The 19,391-nt window shown below is 71.8% G+C and carries 18 protein-coding genes; 12 read left to right on the top strand and 6 right to left on the bottom strand.

From position 1 onward, the window contains the following. Positions 1–322: 322 nt before the first annotated feature. Genes AB0L29_RS12650 through AB0L29_RS12640 form a run of 3 tightly spaced genes read left to right on the top strand, consistent with a single transcriptional unit; the run spans position 323 to position 4,316 of the window. A complete protein-coding gene (locus AB0L29_RS12650) occupies positions 323–1,105 on the top strand; it encodes a toll/interleukin-1 receptor domain-containing protein (protein ID WP_365826228.1) in 783 nt (260 codons plus the stop codon). After that, on the top strand, positions 1,102–3,090 hold the full coding sequence (locus AB0L29_RS12645) for a hypothetical protein (protein ID WP_365826226.1): 1,989 nt from the start codon (positions 1,102–1,104) through the stop codon (positions 3,088–3,090). Before AB0L29_RS12650 ends, AB0L29_RS12645 begins: the two co-directional genes overlap by 4 nt. Then, positions 3,087–4,316 (top strand): hypothetical protein, encoded by a 1,230-nt coding sequence (locus AB0L29_RS12640; RefSeq protein ID WP_365826224.1) that lies wholly within the window; start codon positions 3,087–3,089, stop codon positions 4,314–4,316. Before AB0L29_RS12645 ends, AB0L29_RS12640 begins: the two co-directional genes overlap by 4 nt. A 622-nt stretch (positions 4,317–4,938) precedes the next feature. Here AB0L29_RS12640 and ychF read toward each other — a convergent pair. Beyond that, on the bottom strand, positions 4,939–6,027 hold the full coding sequence (gene ychF / locus AB0L29_RS12635; protein ID WP_365826222.1) for a redox-regulated ATPase YchF: 1,089 nt from the start codon (positions 6,025–6,027) through the stop codon (positions 4,939–4,941). Between the two features lie 186 nt (positions 6,028–6,213). Between ychF and AB0L29_RS12630 the strand changes: the two genes are divergently transcribed. Continuing rightward, positions 6,214–6,858, top strand: coding sequence for a DUF6542 domain-containing protein (locus AB0L29_RS12630; RefSeq protein ID WP_365826220.1), 645 nt, complete (start codon positions 6,214–6,216; stop codon positions 6,856–6,858). Here the strand turns inward: AB0L29_RS12630 and ppgK are convergent. Next, a complete protein-coding gene (gene ppgK / locus AB0L29_RS12625; protein WP_365826218.1) occupies positions 6,855–7,619 on the bottom strand; it encodes a polyphosphate--glucose phosphotransferase in 765 nt (254 codons plus the stop codon). The two genes, AB0L29_RS12630 and ppgK, sit on opposite strands and share 4 nt — an antisense overlap. A gap of 46 nt (positions 7,620–7,665) precedes the next feature. After that, complete coding sequence (locus tag AB0L29_RS12620; RefSeq protein ID WP_365826216.1) at positions 7,666–8,691, bottom strand: 4-hydroxy-3-methylbut-2-enyl diphosphate reductase; 1,026 nt, start codon at positions 8,689–8,691, stop codon at positions 7,666–7,668. Between the two features lie 212 nt (positions 8,692–8,903). Here AB0L29_RS12620 and xseA point away from each other — a divergent pair, with 212 nt between their 5' ends. From xseA to AB0L29_RS12605, 3 genes are all read left to right on the top strand, one after another. After that, positions 8,904–10,112 carry an exodeoxyribonuclease VII large subunit gene (xseA, locus tag AB0L29_RS12615; protein ID WP_365826214.1) on the top strand — a complete coding sequence of 403 codons (1,209 nt, stop codon included), beginning with the start codon at positions 8,904–8,906 and terminating at the stop codon, positions 10,110–10,112. Between the two features lie 9 nt (positions 10,113–10,121). After that, a complete protein-coding gene (locus tag AB0L29_RS12610; RefSeq protein ID WP_365826212.1) occupies positions 10,122–10,388 on the top strand; it encodes an exodeoxyribonuclease VII small subunit in 267 nt (88 codons plus the stop codon). Positions 10,389–10,524: 136 nt separating this feature from the next. Next, a complete protein-coding gene (locus AB0L29_RS12605; RefSeq protein WP_365826210.1) occupies positions 10,525–11,115 on the top strand; it encodes a malonic semialdehyde reductase in 591 nt (196 codons plus the stop codon). An 89-nt stretch (positions 11,116–11,204) separates the two neighbouring features. Here AB0L29_RS12605 and AB0L29_RS12600 read toward each other — a convergent pair whose 3' ends face one another. Further along, complete coding sequence (locus tag AB0L29_RS12600; protein ID WP_365826208.1) at positions 11,205–11,729, bottom strand: DUF4245 domain-containing protein; 525 nt, start codon at positions 11,727–11,729, stop codon at positions 11,205–11,207. A 127-nt stretch (positions 11,730–11,856) separates the two neighbouring features. Between AB0L29_RS12600 and glpX the strand changes: the two genes are divergently transcribed. Continuing rightward, on the top strand, positions 11,857–12,891 hold the full coding sequence (gene glpX, locus AB0L29_RS12595; protein WP_365826206.1) for a class II fructose-bisphosphatase: 1,035 nt from the start codon (positions 11,857–11,859) through the stop codon (positions 12,889–12,891). A 346-nt stretch (positions 12,892–13,237) separates the two neighbouring features. On the opposite strand, the gene AB0L29_RS12590 is transcribed toward glpX, so the two are convergent. Together AB0L29_RS12590 and AB0L29_RS12585 are read right to left on the bottom strand one after the other, a co-directional pair. Next, entirely contained in the window at positions 13,238–13,615 is a 378-nt protein-coding gene (locus tag AB0L29_RS12590) for a WhiB family transcriptional regulator (RefSeq protein WP_365826204.1), read from the bottom strand. Positions 13,616–13,778: 163 nt separating this feature from the next. Continuing rightward, on the bottom strand, positions 13,779–14,441 hold the full coding sequence (locus AB0L29_RS12585; protein ID WP_365826202.1) for a DUF1707 domain-containing protein: 663 nt from the start codon (positions 14,439–14,441) through the stop codon (positions 13,779–13,781). A gap of 144 nt (positions 14,442–14,585) precedes the next feature. On the opposite strand from AB0L29_RS12585, the gene AB0L29_RS12580 reads away from it, so the two are divergent. From AB0L29_RS12580 to AB0L29_RS12565, 4 genes are all read left to right on the top strand, one after another. Then, entirely contained in the window at positions 14,586–16,253 is a 1,668-nt protein-coding gene (locus tag AB0L29_RS12580) for a fumarate hydratase (RefSeq protein WP_365826201.1), read from the top strand. 58 nt (positions 16,254–16,311) lie between these two features. Further along, positions 16,312–16,452, top strand: a complete 141-nt coding sequence (locus tag AB0L29_RS12575; RefSeq protein WP_365826199.1) for a hypothetical protein — start codon at positions 16,312–16,314, stop codon at positions 16,450–16,452. A 533-nt stretch (positions 16,453–16,985) separates the two neighbouring features. Further along, complete coding sequence (locus AB0L29_RS12570; protein WP_365826197.1) at positions 16,986–18,374, top strand: class II fumarate hydratase; 1,389 nt, start codon at positions 16,986–16,988, stop codon at positions 18,372–18,374. An 83-nt stretch (positions 18,375–18,457) separates the two neighbouring features. Next, complete coding sequence (locus tag AB0L29_RS12565) at positions 18,458–19,150, top strand: DUF402 domain-containing protein (RefSeq protein ID WP_365826195.1); 693 nt, start codon at positions 18,458–18,460, stop codon at positions 19,148–19,150. Positions 19,151–19,391 lie beyond the last annotated feature (241 nt).

Here is a 19,391-nt window from a genome sequence, read left to right as displayed (position 1 = left end):
CCAGCTCCACGACCGACACCGGCTCGAGCCGCCCGGCTCGCCGGACCATCCGGTCCCTCCGGATCCCACGATCCCGGGTGGACCCCTCTGATTCCCGCTCGACGCGTCGCACCATGCCCCCGGCTTCTATCGGGCTGCCTGCGGCCAGTGACGCGCCGGGCAGCGCACCTCCATCCGTACGCCCTCCCGTGAACGCGCCATGCCGTCACACGGTCGGGACCTCGTGGCCCGGGTGGACCGGAGCCTCGGAGCCCTGGCCCACAGCCCCGCGCCGATACCCGTTCACCCCCTCTTCCGTCTTCCTCCCACGAAGGGAACCTCCATGCCAGACGTCTTCGTCAACTACCGCACAGGCGACGAGGAATCCGCGGCAACCATGATCGCTCGGGAGCTCGCCCGGCGGTTCGGCGGCGAGCGGATCTTCTTCGCCAGCAATTCGATCGAGCTCGGACACCGCTTCCCGGTGGAACTGGTCAGGGCGGTGGAGGAGTGCGAGGCACTCCTCGCCGTGATCGGTCCGCGCTGGACGGAGGTGCGGGGTGCCGATGGCCGCCCCGCCCTCGAAGCCGAGCAGGACTGGACCCGTCGTGAGATCCAGACCGCACTCGACCGCGGGATCCTGGTGATCCCCGTGCTCGTCGGAAAGGCCACTCGGATCGATCGTGCCGTCCTCCCGTACGACCTGCGGGAGCTGGCGGACTGCCAGTACAGGCGGTTCGACCACCGCAACGCCGAGTCGGACCTGACGGCGCTCGGCGACGCCCTCGCCAGGCTGCTGCCCGAGCTGGGCGCGGTGGACCGCGACGCCCGTGCGGCGCGGGAGCGGGCGGAGGCGAAGTCTCACAAGAAGTCGGCCCAGGGGCGCGGGTACACCAGGATGCGGACGCGCGACGTGCGCGGCGGCGTCGGAAACCTCAACGGAGACCTGTCCGGCACCTTCGTCAACGAGCCGCAGGGGCCCGTAAACACCGGTCGTGGCCACCAGTACAACGCGCCCCACTTCCAGGGCGACAACACCGGGGTCCAGTTCACGGCGGGTGACAACAGCGGTACGGTCCACCAGCGCTTCGAGCGCGAGCGCCGGCGCTCGGACGACGGACGATGACCGAACAGGACCGCGTCACCGTCAACGATCCGCGTGGCCCGGTGAACAACGGTGTGGGGCCCCAGTACGTCTTTTACGGCGCCGACGCGGACTGGATGATCCGTAAAGGGGTCGAGTCCCTCCGGATCACCTGCGAGGACCGGGTGCGCCTGGCCGACCGGTTCGTGCCGCCGGTGGGCTATCGCGTGGCTGCCGATCGCCTGGAGAAGCCCGGTTCGGTGGTACTGCTGGAGGCTCCGCCCGGCAGCGGCCGCCGCGCCGCGGCGATCATGCTGCTGCACGAACTCGGTGAGGACGAGGGCGCCGACGAGGAGGAGATCCGGTTCGAAGAGCTTCCCGCCACGGACAAGGACAAGGAAGAGGACGAGCCCTCTCTCACCCCCGGTGAGGGAGACCGCTTCCTTCTCGACCTCTCCGGGATCACCGACGAGAAGGCGTACGCCAGGGTCCAGCGCCGCCTGGCCATCCACAGGTCGCAGGTACAGGAGGTGGGGGCCCACATGGTCGTCGTCCTGCCGTCGGGCATGGAGCACGCCCACGCGCCGGACCTCGAACCGCACACGGTGACGCTGGGGCGCCCCCGGGGCGTCGCCGTCGTCACTCGGTACCTCCGCATGGACCGGATGGTCTTCCGCCCCACGGACCTGGGGAGCGCCGACCTCCAGCGCCTGTGCGACCGCTCCCCCATGCGGGAACTGGCGCGGCTCGCTGGGCTGGTGAGGACCGCTCGCGACAGCGGCCGGTTCGGCGCCGAGTTCGCGGGATGGCTCGACCAGGCGATGCACGCGGTGACCGACCGGGCCGGTGAGGTGGGCCGGCAGATGGCCACGGTCCGCACCGCACCCGAGCGGGCCCTGCTGCTCACGACGGCGCTATTCGAGGAGGCCCGGGCCGACACCGTCTACGAGGCGTGGCACGGCCTGATGAGAACAGTGGGGCATGAGGAGGAGGCGACGACCGAGCTCGCGCGGACGGACTTCGGGGAGCGGTTGGCGACGCTCGGGATCGAGCGGGACCCGGACGGTCGGCTCCGCTTCGAGCGGCTGGCCTACGCCGACGCGGTACGGACGTACTTCTGGGCAAACTTCCCCGGGATGCGCGACGACCTCAGGGACTGGATCGGCCATGCCGCCGGGCTCCACGGTCTGACCACCGACGACCGGATGAACGTCGTCGTCCGTTTCGGCGAGCGGTCCCTGGCCGTCGAGCGGCCCGACCATCTCTTCGACCTTGTGGTCCGCTGGGCGGACAACGCGCCCGGGGCGTCCTGTGACCCGCGAGCCGTGGCAGCCCTCGAACTCGGTCTCAGCCATGAGAGGTTCGGGGGATGGTTCCGCAGGCGGATGTACGAGTGCGTGAGGTCCGGCCCCTTGTCGGACGGTCTCGTCCGCGCCCTGACCGCCGCCTGCTTCCATAGCCTCGGCGCGACACGCCCGGATCAGGCGTTGGTGCGGCTCCACTACCTCGCCGTACGTAAGGGGGAGGCGGCGCGCGAGGCCCGGGAGGCACTTCTGGACCTCGTCGGCCGCGACCGTCGGCTCTACCGGTTGCTGATCGACCGCCTGCGGGACCGGACGCGTCGGGAGACGCGCGAGTCGGAGCCCCATCTCCGGCTGCTCACAGAACTGTTGAGAAACGACCGGGCACCGGACCCGCCTCCGTGGCCGGACCTGTTTCTGGGCTGGGAGACGGTTTTCTCCCAGCCGCCGACTGAGCTCTGGAACCCGCTGGTGAGCAGCTGGCTGAACGCCGTGGCGGACGACAGCATGCGGGAGATGGCGCTGGGCGTGATGGTCGGGGCGACGCACGGCCGCACGGCCGCTCTCCACCGCCTCTACACCATCGCCTGCGACTGGGCGGGGACCACGCGCCGCTCCTCCCGGGCGGCCGTCGCCGCCCTCTTCTGGCAGCACATCGACCACGCGCAGTACGCCCGCACGGAGCGTGCGGGCGCCGGACCACGGACCACGGAAGAGGAACGATGAAACACCGCTTTCCCAGCTTGCTGTTCGTCGCTCTCTGCGGCCTCGCACCGGCTGTGTTCGGAAACCTCCTGCACTGGTCGGCGTGGCTGTGGAGCTTCCTGTCCATGGTCACGGCCTCGGGCTCCCTGCTGCTCGTGATGACGGTCCTCAGCGGCGGTCGCGCGTCGGCCGACCCGTACGAGCCCCGGGAACCTGAGCCGCCTGCTGCGCCGACGGAGCAGCCCTACCAGGAGACGCGGGTGGTCGACGCGGCACTGCCGAGCGCGGCGGACGGCTACGACTTCCTCTTCTCCGCCACCGTGTGGTGGAGGCCGGTCCCCGATCCCGCCGGCCGGTCCGACGGCGCCTCCCCGGCCCTCGCCGTGTCCTCGATCATCAGCCGGGCCTTGGAGGTTGTCCACCGCGAGGAGCCCGGCCGGGCGAGCTTCGCGCGGTATCTCCTGGAGGGGGAGCTGAGCGTCCCGCTCCCGGACCGGAGCGGACGGCTGAAGGCCCTGGCGGCCGATGTGACGCTGGCCCTCGCCCCCGCCGACCGGGAGCGTCTACGGAAGTTGAACGACCTTCGCAAAGATGAGGAGATCTGGGAGTTCGAGCGCCAGCACGAGCGCAACAAGCGGCGCTACCTCGGTGACGACGTGCTCAAGAGCGCGGGCAGCGCGGTGGTGTGGTGGCTGGCCCGTCACGAGAACGAAATCGAGAGGGCGGTCGACATGATTGGCCCGCTCGCCCAAATCGCGGCGGCGGCCAACGACGAGGAGGTGCCCGAACTCCTCCGCCATCTGCTCGTCCCGCCCGTAGGCGCGCACAGCGAAGCGACCGTCGGGGGCCCACTGTGGGACGGACACGGCCAGGCAGGAGGGACGTTCGACCGCGAGGAAGAAGTAGGGGTTTCGGATCGGCTGCTCCTGTTGCTGGCGGCGGTGGGCCTGAAGCCGGACATGGACGAGTACACGGTGTTCGTGCACCGTGTGATGCGGAGTCTGGAAGCGGCCGGGCTGAACGAGGCCGCCGAGGAGATCAGGCGGACCCTTCTCCAGGCGCCCGACGAGGGCGGGGGCGAGGGGGACACCACGGGGCCCTGGTCACCACGCTTCCCAGCCTCCGAGGGCTCGCCGTTCACCGACGCAGGCGCGGGCACGTTCACGCCGGGGGCGGCGGAGAGCGGCGAGGGCGATCGGAACCAAGGCTGGTACGAGACGAGCGAGGACGACGAGAACGGGAACTGATCCGGTAAGCGGCCGGCTCTCCGAGGCTCCCCTTCACCGCACACCGCGGCGGGAGCCCTTCCTGTCCTGAGACCTGGGCAAGACCATCACTCGCTGGACGCTGACCAGGGAAAAGCGGGGAGGAGAAGCGGGAGACGAACGACCTCAAGAAGCCGTGGTGGGCTGTCACGGCGACCGGGAGCCGTCCAGTTGGTGTGGCCGGTGGCGGTGGGAGGAGTCGCATCCATTCGCTCCGGACACCGACAAGCAGTTTCCGGAGTTGCGGGACAGCGCTTGCCCGGCAATCCCGCGCACCACAGGCAGTCCACCGCCACGCCCTGGCCGCGCGTCGAAAGGCACCACTCGACGACCACGGACCAGCCACGAAGCGCGCACTGCCAGGAGGCCCCGCCAAGCGGTCACACCGCCGCATGGCCCACCTGGAACGGATCCCGTGCCCGCGCCACGTTCCTCGGCGTACGGAACTGTGCCTCCTTGCGGGGAATACCCCGTGATCCGCCCAGAGGACCTCGCCGGCATCCCAGCACCCTCCCGGGACGGGAAACGGCCAGGGGCCCGACCACGAAGAGTCGAACCCTTGATGACCTGCGTGTCTACAGACCAGCACGTGGTGGAATCGCGCCTACACGTTGAAGCGGAACTCCACCACGTCCCCGTCCTGCATCACGTAGTCCTTGCCCTCCATGCGCGCCTTGCCCTTGGCGCGGGCCTCCGCGACCGAGCCCGCCTCGACGAGGTCGTCGAAGGAGATGACCTCGGCCTTGATGAAGCCCTTCTGGAAGTCGGTGTGGATGACACCGGCGGCCTCGGGGGCGGTGGCGCCCTTCTTGATGGTCCAGGCGCGGGACTCCTTGGGGCCGGCCGTCAGGTAGGTCTGCAGGCCCAGGGTGTCGAAGCCGACGCGGGCCAGGGTCGCCAGGCCCGGCTCGTCCTGGCCGACGGACTGGAGCAGCTCCAGGGCCTCGTCCTCGTCGAGTTCGGCGAGGTCGGCCTCCAGCTTGGCGTTGAGGAAGATCGCCTCGGCGGGGGCGACCAGGGCGCGCTGCTCGTCCTTGAAGTCCTCGTCGACCAGCTCGTCCTCGTCGACGTTGAAGACGTAGAGGAACGGCTTGGTGGTCAGCAGGTGCAGGTCGTGCAGGAGCTCGGCGCGCTCGCTGCCCTGGACGATGCCGTGGGCGAAGAGCGTGTCGCCCTTCTCCAGGATCTCCTTGGCCTCCTCGACGGCCTTGACCTTCGGTGCCACGTCCTTCTTGATCCGCGACTCCTTCTGGAGCCGGGGCAGGACCTTCTCGATGGTCTGGAGGTCGGCGAGGATCAGCTCGGTGTTGATCGTCTCGATGTCGTCCTTGGGCGAGACCTTGCCGTCGACGTGCACGACGTTCTCGTCCTTGAAGGCGCGGATGACCTGGCAGATCGCGTCGGACTCGCGGATGTTCGCCAGGAACTTGTTGCCCAGTCCCTCGCCCTCGGACGCGCCGCGCACGATGCCCGCGATGTCGACGAAGTCGACCGTCGCCGGGAGGATCCGCTCCGACTTGAAGATCTCGGCCAGCTTGGCGAGCCGGGCGTCGGGCACGCCGACGACGCCGACGTTGGGCTCGATGGTGGCGAACGGGTAGTTGGCCGCCAGCACGTCGTTCTTGGTCAGGGCGTTGAACAGGGTCGACTTGCCGACATTCGGCAGGCCGACGATTCCGATCGTGAGCGACACGTTGCGACTTCCCGTACGTGAGGATGAGGACTGGGGGCGAGGCCGGCCAACTGGGCTGGGTGGCCGATCCACCAGTCTACGGCGTGCCCGGTCCCGGCCCGGCGGCGTATCGAACGCCTGCCCAAGGTCGGACGCCCGGCGTGTCTGATGGCCTATTCGGCACATAAACCGACCTAAGTTGGTCCAGTGGAGCAACACAGGACGCGACCTGCACAGGACGGACCGCGAGGCGGCGGGCCCAGGCCGCCCCTGCCCCCGCAGCCGGGACGGGGGGCGGGCGGCGGCACGGCGCGCGTCGCCCGGCCGCCCGGGGCGGCGGCACGGCCCCGTCCGGCGCCGGTGCGGCGCCCCGCTCCCCCGGCGCGGGCCGTGCGGCGGATGCCCGGCCCGCGGCTGACCGGGCTGGGCGCGGGGCTGTTCTGCGGCGTGGCGATGTTCCTGCTCGGCTGCCTCGCCGGGCTGCTGCCCGGGGCGTCCCTGACGATGTACGGCGTGCTGTTCCTGCCGGTGTGCGCGCTGACCGCGGTGTGGGTGCGCCGGGGGGACCTGCCGGCCGCGCCCGTGGTCGCGCCGATCGCCTTCGCCCTGGGGCTGGTGCCGGCGGCCGGCGGCGCCGACGGGTCCGGGGACGGGCTGATGGGCTTCGTGACGGCGCTGGCCACGCAGGCGGGCTGGCTGTACGCGGGCACGCTCGTCGCGGGGGTGATCGTGCTGGTCCGCAGGGTCCGCCCGCCAGGCCCCCGGAGGCCGCCCGGGCGGCCTGCCCGCCCCGGCCGCCCCGGCCGCCAGGCGCCGTCGCCGGGCAGGCGGGAGTCCGACGACCGGTCCTAGGACCGCCGGTCCTGCGGGCCGTCCGTCGCCGCGTGCATCGCCGCGCCCACGATCCCCGCGTTGTTCTGCAGCTGCGCCGGGACGATCTCCGCCTTGACGCCCCGGATGTGGGGCAGGAACTTGTGGGCCTTGCGGCTGACGCCGCCGCCGATGACGAACAGCTCCGGCGAGAAGAGCATCTCGACGTGGGCGAGGTACTTCTGCACGCGGTGCGCCCAGTCCTCCCACGACAGGTCGTGGTCCTCCCGGGCCTTGCTGGAGGCGCGCTTCTCCGCCTCGTGCCCGTCCAGCTCCAGGTGGCCCAGCTCGGTGCTGGGGACCAGGACGCCGTCGACGAACAGGGCGCTGCCGATGCCCGTGCCGAAGGTCAGCAGGATGACCGTGCCCCTGCGGCCGCGGCCGGCGCCGAAGTGCATCTCGGCGACGCCCGCCGCGTCCGCGTCGTTGACCACGGTCACCGGCAGCCCGCCCAGCCGCTCGCCGATCAGCACGCGCGCGTCGGTGTCGATCCAGCTCTTGTCGACGTTCGCCGCCGTGCGGATCGTGGCGCCGCCGGTGACCACGCCCGGGAACGTGACCCCGACCGGCCCGGTCCAGCCGAAGTGCTCGACGACCTGCCGGACGCCGTCGGCCACTGCGTCCGGCGTGGCCGGGTGCGGGGTGAGCACCTTGTGCCGCTCCTGTGCCAGGTCGCCTCTGTCCAGGTCGACCGGGGCGCCCTTGATGCCGGATCCGCCGATGTCCACGCCGAAGATCTGCATGGCCTTACGTTACGACGTACGACGGAAAGTCACGGGCCGGGGGCGGTCACTTTGCCGCATCTTCACCGGTGCCGGTCCCGCCGCGCTGCGCCACCAGCTCCGCCGCCTCCGCGCGCAGGTCGCGGCGCAGCTCCTTGGGCAGGGAGAAGGTGATGGACTCCTCGGCCGCCTTGACGATCTCCACGTCCTCGTAGCCGCGCCGGGCCAGCCACTCCAGGACCTGCTCCACCAGCACCTCCGGCACGGAGGCGCCGGAGGTGACGCCGACCGTGGAGACGCCCTCCAGCCAGGCCTCGTCGATCTCGTCGGCGAAGTCCACCAGGTACGCCTCGCGCGCGCCCGCCAGCTTGGCGACCTCGACCAGGCGCTTGGAGTTGGAGGAGTTGCGGGAACCGACCACGATCACCAGCTCCGCCTCGGCGCCCATCTGCTTCACCGCCAGCTGACGGTTCTGCGTGGCGTAGCAGATGTCGTCGCTGGGCGGGGAGATCAGCTGCGGGAACTTCTCCTTCAGCGCGTCGACGGTCTCCATGGTCTCGTCGACGGAGAGGGTGGTCTGGGACAGCCAGACGACCTTGGAGGGGTCGCGGACCTCGACCTTCGCCACGTCGCCCGGCCCGTCGACGAGCTGGATGTGGTCGGGGGCCTCGCCGGAGGTGCCGATGACCTCCTCGTGGCCCTCGTGTCCGATCAGGAGGATGTCGTAGTCCTCCTTGGCGAACCGGACCGCCTCCTTGTGGACCTTGGTGACCAGCGGGCAGGTGGCGTCGATGGTGGCGAGCCGGCCGCGCCTGGCCTCCTCGTGGACGACGGGGGCCACGCCGTGCGCCGAGAACATCACGATGTTGCCCGGCGGCACTTCCTCGGTGCGCTCGACGAAGATCGCGCCCTTCTTCTCCAGGGTCTGCACGACGTACTTGTTGTGGACGATCTCGTGCCGGACGTAGACGGGAGCCCCGTACTGCTCCAGGGCTTTCTCGACGGCGATCACGGCGCGGTCCACACCCGCGCAGTAGCCCCGGGGGGCGGCGAGCAGGACACGGCGGCCAGGAGAAGCGGTCATGCACCCCATCGTAAGGCCGCGTCCGGGGGCCCGAAGATCGCGTCCGCGCCCGGTCCCCGGGGGAGGGCGTCCGCCCTCCGTCCGGCCGGGCCGGGGAGGTCCGCGTGGCCCCGGCGGGTTCGCGCCCCGTGGACGGCCGGGTCGTCGGCGGCTCCGGGTCGTCGGCGGCTCCGGGTCGTCGGTGGCTCCGGGTTGTCGGTGGCTGCGACTACGCTCGCGGCATGGCTGTCAACACGTCCGCGGACTCCCCCCTGCCCGTCGGCGAGGTGTCGCGGCTCATCGGGGGGTGGATCGACCGGCTCGGGGCGGTGTGGGTGGAGGGGCAGATCACGCAGCTGTCGCGGCGCCCCGGGGCCGGGGTGGTGTTCCTGACGCTGCGGGACCCGTCGTACGACGTCTCCGTCAGCGTGACCTGCTACCGGCAGGTGTTCGACACCGTCTCCGACGTCGTCGGCGAGGGTGCGCGGGTGGTCGTCTTCGCCAAGCCCGAGTGGTACGCCCCGCGGGGGCAGCTGTCGCTGCGGGCCGCCGAGATCAGGCCGGTGGGCGTCGGGGAACTGCTCGCACGGCTGGAGCAGCTGAAGAGGACGCTCGCGCGCGAGGGGCTGTTCGCGCCGGAGCGCAAGAAGCCGCTGCCGTTCCTGCCGCGGCTGGTCGGGCTGGTGTGCGGGCGCGCCTCCGCGGCCGAGCGGGACGTGCTGGAGAACGCCCGGCACCGCTGGCCCGCCGTCCGCTTCGAGGTGCGCAACGTCGCCGTGCAGGGCGTGCACGCCGTGCCGCAGGTGGTGCAGGCCGTCAAGGAGCTCGACGCGCTCGACGACGTGGACGTGATCATCGTGGCCCGGGGCGGCGGGAGCGTGGAGGACCTGCTCCCCTTCTCCGACGAGCAGCTCGTGCGCGCGGTCGCGGCCTGCCGCACACCCGTGGTGTCGGCCATCGGGCACGAACCCGACCAGCCGCTCCTGGACCACGTGGCCGACCTGCGCGCCTCGACCCCGACCGACGCGGCCAAGAAGGTCGTCCCGGACGTGGGCGAGGAGTACGAGCGCGTACGGCAGTTGCGCGACCGTGCCCGGCGGTGCGTGCGGGCGCTGGTCGAGCGGGAGGAGCGCGGGCTCGCCCACGCGCTCGCCCGTCCCTCGCTGGAGGACCCGCACCGGATGATCGACGCGCGGGCCGAGGAGGTGGCGGCCCTGCTCGACCGGGGCCGGCGCTCCCTGCGGCACCAGCTGGACCGCGCCGACTCCGAGCTGACGCACACGCACGCGCGCGTGGTGGCCCTCTCCCCCGCCGCGACCCTGAAGCGCGGGTACGCCGTGCTGCAGCGGTCCGACGGGCAGGCGGTGCGCGCCCCGGGGGAGGTGGCGCCCGGTGAGGCACTGCGCGCGCGGGTGTCCGAGGGCGATTTCACGGTACGAGTCGATGCTTGAGGTGGATGGATGACCAGCAAGGCGCAGCAGACCGCGCAGGCGGCGGACGCGGCCGAGTCGCTCGGGTACGAGCAGGCGCGGGACGAGCTGATCGAGGTCGTACGGCGGCTGGAGGCCGGCGGTACGACGCTCGAGGAGTCCCTCGCGCTCTGGGAGCGGGGCGAGGAGCTGGCCAGGATCTGCCGGCGCCGGCTGGACGGGGCGCGGGCCCGCCTGGACGCCGCCCTGGCCGAGGAGGCCGGGGCGGAGGCGGGGGACGGCGGGGACGCCGAGTAGGGGCACGCGGCCCCGTGCCGCTCGGGCGTGTGAAGCGGATCACCACACCCCGCCTTTAATTGAACGTTGAACTTGTATCGCTTAGTGTCGGTGCCGTCAGCCGATCCCGGAACCGACACCGCGAGAAAGTGCACCCATGTCCCTCGTTCTTGACCCCGCCGCCCAGGACCTGCTGTTCCGCGAGGCCCGCACCGCGAACACCTTCACCGACGAGCCGGTGACCGACGAGCAGGTGCAGGCGATCTACGACCTGGTCAAGTACGGTCCGACCGCCTTCAACCAGTCCCCGCTGCGCATCACCCTGGTCCGCTCCCCCGAGGCCCGCGAGCGCCTGGTGAAGCACCTGGCCGAGGGCAACCGGGCCAAGACGGCCGCCGCCCCGCTGGTCGCGGTCCTCTCCGCGGACAACGAGTTCCACGAGGAGCTGCCGCACCTCTTCCCGCACTTCCCGCAGGCCAAGGACGCCTTCTTCGCCGAGCGCCCGGTGCGCGAGAACGCCGCGGCGTTCAACGCCGCCCTGCAGGCCGCGTACTTCATCGTCGGCGTCCGCGCCGCGGGCCTGGCCGCCGGTCCGATGACCGGCTTCGACGCCGAGGGCCTGCGCAAGGAGTTCCTGGACGACGACCACACCCCGCTGATGGTCGTCAACATCGGCCGGCCGGGCCCGGACGCCTGGCACCCGCGCTCGCCGCGCCTGGCGTACGAGCAGGTCGTGACCACCGTCTGAGCCGCGACACCCGACGCGCGAACGCAAAGGCCCCCGGCGCACCGCCGGGGGCCTTCTCGCGCGCAGGAACGGGCACGGACGTGCCGCGGTCACTCCATCCTCAGCGCCTCGGCCATCCTCGTCAGCTCCTCGAACGACGCCGAGCCCGTCACGACCGTGGTCGACCCCTCGGTGCCCCGCAGCACCAGCGCGTCGTACCGCTCGCCCTCGTAGCGCTGCCACGTCCGGCCGTCGATCCGCTGGGTGACGTCGGTCTCCTCGGCGCCCTGGGTCGCCTCGTCGACGAAGACGGCGGGCTTCTCGGTGGACTGCTCGACCCCGACGTACTTCCCCCCGGGGCTGTGGAAACCCAGGTGCCAGGCGTCGAAGTCGTCGCCCCGGAAGCGCACCGAGGTCGCCTTCCAGCTCTGCGGCAGGCCCTCGGGCGCCGCGACCGGGTAGGAGGCGGCGCGGCGGGCGGTGAGCAGCTCGACGCGGTAGTCGACCCGCTTCAGCTCGGGTTCGCTGTCGTCGTGCGGGATGAAGAGGTACATCACCCCCGCCGCGATCATGATGACCGCCAGGGACAGGACCATGTCCCGTGCCGACTTCTGGATGCTGCTCTTGCCTGCCACGCCCCTATCGTCGCAGGTCCCCTGCGCGCTCATCCGTGGGGGCCCCTGCTCATCCTGTCCACCCGGCGATAGAGTCGAGCGGACAACACCCTCATCCGGCCGTCGTCGTACAGAAAGGTGCGCTCCGATGACCGAGAACCATCATTTGCCGTCCGAGCTCGATGTGCCCTCCGAAGCCCCCGACCGCAACCTCGCCCTGGAACTGGTCCGGGTGACCGAAGCCGCGGCGATGGCCGCGGGCCGCTGGGTGGGGCGCGGGGACAAGAACGGTGCCGACGGTGCCGCGGTGCGCGCCATGCGGACCCTCGTCTCCACCGTCTCCATGAACGGCGTCGTCGTCATCGGGGAGGGCGAGAAGGACGAGGCCCCGATGCTCTTCAACGGGGAGCGCGTCGGCGACGGGACCGGGCCCGAGTGCGACATCGCCGTCGACCCGATCGACGGCACGACGCTGACCGCCAAGGGCATGACGAACGCGATCGCGGTGCTGGCCGCCGCCGAGCGCGGCTCCATGTTCGACCCGTCGGCCGTGTTCTACATGGACAAGCTGGTCACCGGGCCCGAGGCCGCCGACTTCGTCGACATCGACGCGCCGGTGTCCGTGAACATCCGCCGGGTCGCCAAGGCCAAGCGCTCCACGCCCGAGGACGTCACCGTCGTCATCCTCGACCGGCCCCGGCACGAGGGCATCATCAAGGAGATCAGGGAGACCGGCGCGCGCATCAAGCTGATCTCCGACGGCGACGTGGCCGGCTCCATCCTGGCGCTGCGCGAGGGCACCGGCGTCGACCTGCTGCTCGGCATCGGCGGCACCCCCGAGGGCATCATCTCGGCCTGCGCCGTGAAGTGCCTGGGCGGCATCATCCAGGGCAAGCTGTGGCCGAAGGACGACGAGGAGCGGCAGCGCGCCGTCGACGCCGGGCACGACCTCGACCGCGTGCTGACCACGGACGACCTGGTCTCCGGCGAGAACGTCTTCTTCGTCGCCACCGGCATCACCGACGGCGAGCTGCTGCGCGGCGTGCGCTACCGCTCCGAGACGGCGACGACCGACTCGATCGTCATGCGCTCCAAGTCGGGCACGGTCCGCCGGATCGACTCCGAGCACCGGCTGAGCAAGCTGCGGGCGTACAGCGCGATCGACTTCGACCGGGCGAAGTGACTCCACCGGCCGGCCCGGGTGCCCGCCGGCCCGGGAGGGTCCGCCGGGCGGCGGGTGCGGACCGGCCGTGACGGCCCGCACGGCCCGCCGTGCCTCTTGTCGGCGCCGGACGGCCGCCGACGTCACCAAGGGCGCCCCCTGTGCGGAGGGGGCGCCCTTTCCGTGCGTGCCACGGCCTGTCGTCGGACTCCCGCCTGCCCCGCGACGCCCTGCACGCCCTCTCGCCGCACCGGGCGCGGACCCGAGTACATCCGGTACGAGGGCCGGCGCCCGGCACGCCGGGAGCACGCACGCGACGCCGCGGGACCCGTCCTGCGGGCGGACGACGGGAGTTCGACGACAGGTCCTAGCCGGCCGCCGCTATGCGGTTCGCCGCGCGGGCGGCCTTCTTCAGCTCCACGTCGCGGCGGCGGCGCCGGGCGAGGACCACCCGGCGCTCGGCGGCGGTCAGGCCGCCCCAGACGCCGTACGGCTCGGGCTGGAGGAGCGCGTGCTCACGGCACTCGACCATCACCGGACAGCGGGCGCAGACCCGCTTCGCCGCCTCCTCGCGGGAGAGCCGGGCCGCGGTGGGTTCCTTGGAGGGCGCGAAGAACAGGCCTGCCTCGTCGCGCCGGCACACCGCATCGGTGTGCCACGGCACGTCTTGGTCCCTGTCTCGCGCTGTCACCCGCTGGGCCGGAACGGCAGCTACCTGCAGGGACGAACGCGGCGGTTGCAGCACGGTCTACTCCTGACGACGGCTTCGCGAGCGAGAGACGATGCAGCAAGCCCTACCCGCTGTACGCGCGCCTATGCACTGAGTTCCCGACCGCCGGTGCACCCGGCCCGCTGACTGCTGCCGCCGGCGGACCGCGCCGCCGCGCACCCGCCCCGCCGCACGGCCGTCAGTGGCCCAGGTGCCTGCGCAGACTCCGGTCGACCTTGCGCTGCACGCGGTCGAGGATGTCCGCCACGATCCTGCCGCGCTTGGGCCGCGCCTCGACATTGCCCAGGACCGCCCAGCCGTCGACGTAGACGACGGGGGCCTCGGGGTCGGCCGAATCGAGCGTGTCCACCTCGAAGTTGCCGAGCACCCCGCCGCCCATCCCGCGCAGCGACACGTTCTCCGGGACGCGGACCTCGACGTTGCCGAAGACCGAGACCGCCTTGACCACGACCTGCTGGTGGTCGAAGAGCGCCTCGCTGAGGTCGATCTCGACACTGCCGAAGACCGCGTACGCGTGGATGCGGCGCCCGGTGTGCCGGCGGCCCCTGCGGACGGCGCTGCTGAACACCGCGACCACGTTGTCGTCGGGATCCACCGGGATCGCGCCGAGGGTGGGCCGGTTCGGGGCCGGGGCGGCGGTCCGGGGCCGGTGGGCGGCGGGCAGGTCCCGTATGAAGACGTCCAGCTCGCCGACCGTCTTGGCGCTCAGCACCCCCTCGACGCGCTCGGCGTGCTCGTCGGCGGTGAGGCGCCCCTCGGCCAGGGCCTCGCGCAGGATGTCGGCGACGCGGTCGCGGTCGGCGTCCGAGGCACGCAGGTCGGTGTGCTTCTGAAGGTCCACGACGGCAGCCTACCGAAACGCGATAGATCGCGACTACCCCCTACTGAGGAGAACCTCACAAGTCCGCCGCCGCGCCCAGGTCCTACGCTGGTGGGCGCTGCCAATGGAGGCCAGCGGCCGTCTGTCGAGTGAGGAATGGGCGACATGCCTGAGTTCGCGTACACCGATCTGCTTCCCCTGGGAGAGGACACCACCCCCTACCGGCTGGTCACCTCGGAGGGTGTCTCCACGGTCGAGGGGCCGGACGGGCGGACGTTCCTGAAGGTGGAGCCGGAGGCGCTGCGCAAGCTGGCCGAGGAGGCCATCCACGACATCCAGCACTACCTGCGCCCCGCGCACCTCGCGCAGCTGCGGCGCATCATCGACGACCCGGAGGCGAGCCCCAACGACAAGTTCGTCGCGCTGGACCTGCTGAAGAACGCGAACATCGCGGCGGCGGGCGTGCTCCCCATGTGCCAGGACACCGGCACGGCGATCGTCATGGGCAAGCGCGGGCAGAACGTGCTGACGGAGGGCCGCGACGAGGAGGCCCTGAGCCGCGGCATCCACGACGCCTACACCAAGCTCAACCTGCGCTACTCCCAGATGGCCCCGCTGACCATGTGGGAGGAGAGGAACACCGGCTCCAACCTCCCCGCCCAGATCGAGCTGTACGCCACCGACGGCGGCGCCTACAAGTTCCTGTTCATGGCCAAGGGCGGCGGCAGCGCCAACAAGTCGTTCCTCTACCAGGAGACGAAGGCCGTCCTGAACGAGGCCTCCATGATGAAGTTCCTGGAGGAGAAGATCCGCTCGCTGGGCACGGCCGCCTGCCCGCCGTACCACCTGGCGATCGTCGTCGGCGGCACGAGCGCCGAGTACGCGCTGAAGACCGCGAAGTACGCCTCCGCGCACTACCTGGACGACCTGCCGACCGAGGGCTCGCCGCTCGGCCACGGCTTCCGGGACAAGGAGCTGGAGGAGAAGGTCTTCGAGCTCACCCAGAGGCTCGGCATCGGCGCCCAGTTCGGCGGCAAGTACTTCTGCCACGACGTGCGCGTCGTCCGCCTCCCGCGCCACGGCGCGTCCTGCCCGGTCGCCCTCGCGGTCTCCTGCTCCGCCGACCGCCAGGCCGTCGCGAAGATCACCGCCGAGGGCGTCTTCCTGGAGCAGCTGGAGAGGGACCCGGCCCGCTTCCTGCCGGACACCACGGACGAGCAGCTGGACGAGGGCGACGTCGTCCGGATCGACCTGAACCAGCCGATGGACGCGATCCTGGCCGAGCTCACCAAGTACCCGGTGAAGACCCGCCTGTCCCTGACCGGCCCGCTGGTCGTGGCCCGTGACATCGCGCACGCCAAGATCAAGGAGCGGCTGGACGCGGGCGAGGAGATGCCGCAGTACCTCAAGGACCACCCGGTGTACTACGCCGGCCCGGCCAAGACCCCCGAGGGCTACGCCTCCGGCTCCTTCGGCCCGACCACGGCCGGCCGCATGGACTCCTACGTCGAGCAGTTCCAGGCGGCGGGCGGTTCCAAGGTCATGCTCGCCAAGGGCAACCGCAGCAAGCAGGTCACGGACGCCTGCGCGGCCCACGGCGGCTTCTACCTCGGCTCCATCGGCGGCCCGGCCGCCCGCCTCGCGCAGGACTGCATCAAGAAGGTCGAGGTCCTGGAGTACGAGGAGCTCGGCATGGAGGCCGTCTGGAAGATCGAGGTCGAGGACTTCCCGGCGTTCGTCGTCGTGGACGACAAGGGCAACGACTTCTTCCAGGACCCGGCGCCGCAGCCGACGTTCACCAGCATCCCCGTCCGGGGGCCCGGCCTGGCGTGACGCCCTCCTGACGCGCGCAGAGAGCCCTTGCGGCTGCACGCCGGACCTGGCGTTCCGTGTGCTGCTGAAGGCCGTGGAGAACGCCGCCGGTGCGACGCTGTCCCCGGACCAGTACCAGAGGACGGAGGCCATCGGGTCGGCCCTCCACTACGGCGAGTTCGCGGTGGACCGCGTCCGGTTCCTGGTGGAGTCCCCCTGACCGCGGGACAGGGGCCCGCACTCACCCGGGTGCGGGCCCCGTCGTGCGCATCCCCGCGGTACGAACGCGGCCGGGTCGTCGCCCCCGGACCGCGCCCGGCCGGCCGGCTGCTGCTCAGCCCGGACGGAACGCTCCGCGCGGTCACCGGCGTACGGCGTACGCGACCGGCCGGGTCTCACCCCGCGCCCGGTGTACGACAGCGGAACACAACCCGCGCGGGACATGATCCATGCCCCGGAACCGCCCCGACCACGTCGAAATGGGTCGCTTCGGCGGCTTCGGGCCGACCGGCCTGACGGAGCGGCTCCGCTCCCCGGACCGCCGCGCCGCCGGCCTCCCGGTCGCGTTCGCGGTCGCGGTCGCGCCGAACGACTTCTTCCAGGACCCGGCGCCGCAGCCGACGTTCACCTCGATCCCGGTGCGGGCGCCGGGGCGGGCGCAGGCCGCGCGCGGCGCGGTGGCCGGACGGGGCCGGCGGGCCCCGTCCGGCGCACGCCCGGAACATCGCCGCCCGCTCGATCGCTGTAGCCGGTATGAGCGACGACTACCGCATCGAGCACGACTCCATGGGCGAGGTACGCGTCCCCGCCGGCGCCAAGTGGCGGGCGCAGACCCAGCGCGCCGTCGAGAACTTCCCCGTCTCCGGGCAGCGCATCGAGCGCGCCCACATCGAGGCGCTGGCCCGCATCAAGGGCGCGGCGGCGAAGGTGAACGCGCGCCTCGGGGTACTCGACGAGGACATCGCCGAGGCGATCCAGGAGGCGGCCCGGGAGGTCGCCGAGGGCAAGTGGGACGAGCACTTCCCCGTCGACGTCTTCCAGACCGGGTCCGGGACCTCGTCCAACATGAACGCCAACGAGGTCATCGCCACCCTGGCCGGAGAGCGCCTGGGGCGGCCCGTGCACCCCAACGACCACGTGAACGCCTCCCAGTCGTCCAACGACGTCTTCCCCTCCTCCCTCCACATCGCCGCCACCGCCGCCGTCACGCGCGACCTGATCCCGGCCCTGGAGCACCTGGCGACCTCGCTGGAGCGCAAGGCCGAGGAGTTCGCCGACGTCGTGAAGTCGGGGCGCACGCACCTGATGGACGCCACGCCCGTGACGCTGGGACAGGAGTTCGGCGGGTACGCCGCCCAGGTGCGCTACGGGGTCGAGCGGCTCCAGGCCTCCCTCCCCCGGCTCGCCGAACTGCCGCTGGGCGGGACGGCGGTGGGCACGGGGATCAACACCCCGCCCGGGTTCTCCGCCGCCGTCATCGAGGAGGTCGCCCGCGTCACCGGGCTGCCGCTGACCGAGGCCCGCAACCACTTCGAGGCGCAGGGCGCGCGGGACGGGGTCGTCGAGACCAGCGGGCAGCTGCGGACCATCGCCGTCGGACTGACCAAGATCGCGAACGATCTGCGGTGGATGGCCTCCGGGCCCCGCACCGGGCTCGCGGAGATCGCCCTGCCCGACCTGCAGCCCGGCTCCTCGATCATGCCCGGCAAGGTCAACCCGGTCGTCCCGGAGGCCGTGCTGATGGTGTGCGCGCAGGTCGTCGGCAACGACGCGACCGTCGCCACCGCCGGGGCGGCCGGCAACTTCGAGCTCAACGTGATGCTGCCCGTCATCGCCAAGAACGTCCTGGAGTCGGTCCGGCTGCTCGCCAACGTCTCCCGGCTGCTCGCCGACCGGACCGTCGACGGGATCACGGCCGACCGCGAACGGGCCCGCGAGTACGCCGAGTCCTCGCCCTCCGTGGTCACGCCGCTCAACAGGTACATCGGGTACGAGGAGGCCGCGAAGGTCGCCAAGAGGGCGCTCGCCGAGCGCAAGACGATCCGTCAGGTCGTCCTGGAGAGCGGCTACGTCGAGCGCGGCGACCTCACCGAGGAGCAGCTCGACCAGGCGCTGGACGTCCTGCGGATGACGCACCCGTGACCGCCCGGGCACCCCTCGCGCCCGGGGTGTGAACCGTGACGCCCGCCGCAGCGTCGTATGCCCATGGCACCTAATATCTGTCCATGGCGGAGGGCGGAGCGGTGAGACGCGTGGCGACGGCTGGTGCGGCGGGCTTCTGGGCGCCGGGGACGCAGATCCTGTGGCGGTACCGGGAGAACGGCGGCGCGCGGTTCCACATCGCGCGCCCCGTCACCGTCGTGCGCGACGACGAGGACCTGCTCGCCGTGTGGATGGCGCCCGGCACCGAGTGCGTGCGGCCGGTGCTCGCCGACGGCACCCCGGTGCACCTGGAGCCGCTCGCGACGCGCTACACCAAGCCGCGCGCCGTCACCCGGGACCGGTGGTTCGGTACCGGGGTGCTGAAGCTGGCGCGACCGGGTGAGCCGTGGTCGGTGTGGCTGTTCTGGGAGCCGGGCTGGCGGTTCAAGAACTGGTACGTGAACCTGGAGGAGCCGCTGGCCCGCTGGGAGGGCGGTGTCGACTCCGTGGACCACTTCCTGGACATCTCCGTGCACCCGGACCGCAGCTGGCACTGGCGGGACGAGGACGAGTTCGCGCAGGCCCGGCGGGACGGGCTGGTGGACGACCGGCTCGCCGAGCGGGTGCGGCGGGCGGGGGAGGCGGCGGTGGAGGTGATCCGCGCCTGGGGCCCGCCGTTCTCGGACGGGTGGCAGCACTGGCGCCCGGACCCGTCCTGGACGGTACCGTCACTGCCGGAGGACTGGGATCGTACGCCCGCGCACGTGTCCTCATGAGACCCTTGATGCGCCCCCGGGCAAGAAACGTAGGATCGTCCTCCGCAAGGGCGCACGGCGGCAAGTGACGGAGCACGCGCTGGTTTTGACCGATCGTCACCGAGGGGCGGCAGGACGTGAGCGAGGGGTACGAGGGCAACGCCGGAAAGGCTTGCGGGGACGGTCCCGCCGTCCGCCCGCAGGGCGCACCCCGCGGCGTCCGGTGCGTGCGGCCGCGGGACGGGGGGTCGCCCTCGTACCG

The sequence above is a fragment of the Streptomyces sp. NPDC052701 genome (assembly GCF_040678355.1).
Lineage (GTDB): Bacteria > Actinomycetota > Actinomycetes > Streptomycetales > Streptomycetaceae > Streptomyces.
The sequence above is the reverse complement of the archived record's forward strand: the minus strand, read 5'-3'. Positions and strand labels throughout refer to the sequence as shown.